A 1,135-nucleotide genomic window follows, 5' to 3' on the forward strand; every position below is an offset into this window, starting at 1 on the left:
GCAAGCCAGCTCCCACCTTTGTTTCGTGTTGCGTCATACAGACTGGAATGCTTCCAGTACCGAGTTGACTGTCGTGAATGCCCTATCCACCTGCGCCAACACCGGCCGCCTCAACACCAACACCGGCACCCTCCGCTCCCGCGCCACTTCCAGCTTCGGCTCGGTAGCCGTACTGCCGCTGTTCTTGCTGATCAGCACATCAATCTGCCGCCGCTCAAACAGCGCCCGTTCATCCTCGATCAAAAACGGCCCACGGGCGCCAATCACTTCGCAGCGCTCATTGCCGGGGTACACATCCAGTACGCGCAGTGTCCAGAACTGCTCGGCGGGGATTTCGTCGAGGTGTTGTAACGGTTCACGGCCCAGCGTGAACAGTGGTCGCTTGAAGGGTTTCAGGGCTTCGATCAGCTCAGCCCAGTCCCTGACTTCGCGCCAATCATCACCCGCCTGTGGCTGCCACGCCGGGCGGCGCAGAGCCCAGCAGGGAATTCCGCATAAACCTGCGGCACGGGCGGCGTTGGCGCTGATCTGTGCGGCATACGGATGGGTCGCGTCCAGCACCAGCTCGATACCTTCATCGCGAATGAACTGCGCCAAACCTTCCGCGCCGCCATAGCCACCGACGCGCACCTGGCACGTAAGGTCGGTGGGAACGCGGCCAACACCCGCCAGGCTGTAGATATGCTCGGGCCCCAGTGTGCGGGCGATGGCCAGGGCTTCCGTCACGCCGCCCAACAACAGGATGCGTTTCATAGTGGCTTGATCACTTCCAGCAGGGTGATCGGCAGCGCCTGGCGCCAGGTATCAAAGTCCCCCAGTGGCTGGGCCTGGGCCACATGAATGCGGGTCAGCTCGCCGCCGTGTTGTTCGCGCCAGGCCATCAGGGTCATTTCACTTTGCAGGGTCACGGCGTTGGCCACCAGCCGGCCGCCCGGACGCAGGTGTTGCCAGCAAGTGTCGAGCACGCCGTCGCGGGTGACGCCGCCGCCGATGAAGATGGCGTCGGGCGCTTCCAGGCCAGCGAGTGCGTGGGGCGCGGTGCCGCGAATCAACTGCAGGCCTGGGACGCCGAGTGCATCACGGTTATGTTCGATCAACAGTTGCCGGCCTTCATCGGCCTCGATGGCCAGGGCGC

At 63.9% G+C, this 1,135-nt stretch carries 2 protein-coding genes; both read right to left on the bottom strand.

The genetic code is table 11. From position 1 onward, the window contains the following. Positions 1 to 33: 33 nt before the first annotated feature. On the bottom strand, positions 34 to 753 hold the full coding sequence (locus HX869_RS29955) for a cobalt-precorrin-6A reductase (protein ID WP_178904091.1): 720 nt from the start codon (positions 751 to 753) through the stop codon (positions 34 to 36). Continuing rightward, on the bottom strand, positions 750 to 1,135 hold a 386-nt coding region (locus tag HX869_RS29960; protein ID WP_372865725.1), incomplete at its 5' end, for a precorrin-6Y C5,15-methyltransferase (decarboxylating) subunit CbiT. The genes HX869_RS29955 and HX869_RS29960, both read right to left, overlap by 4 nt.

Origin of the sequence: Pseudomonas sp. P7779 (genome assembly GCF_013386315.1) — a bacterium.
Taxonomy (GTDB): Bacteria; Pseudomonadota; Gammaproteobacteria; order Pseudomonadales; family Pseudomonadaceae; genus Aquipseudomonas.

What these genes read in the sequence shown, in the direction of transcription:
- HX869_RS29955 (WP_178904091.1), bottom strand. Translation starts at nt 753, where the DNA reads ATGAAACGCATCCTGTTGTTGGGCGGCGTGACGGAAGCCCTGGCCATC.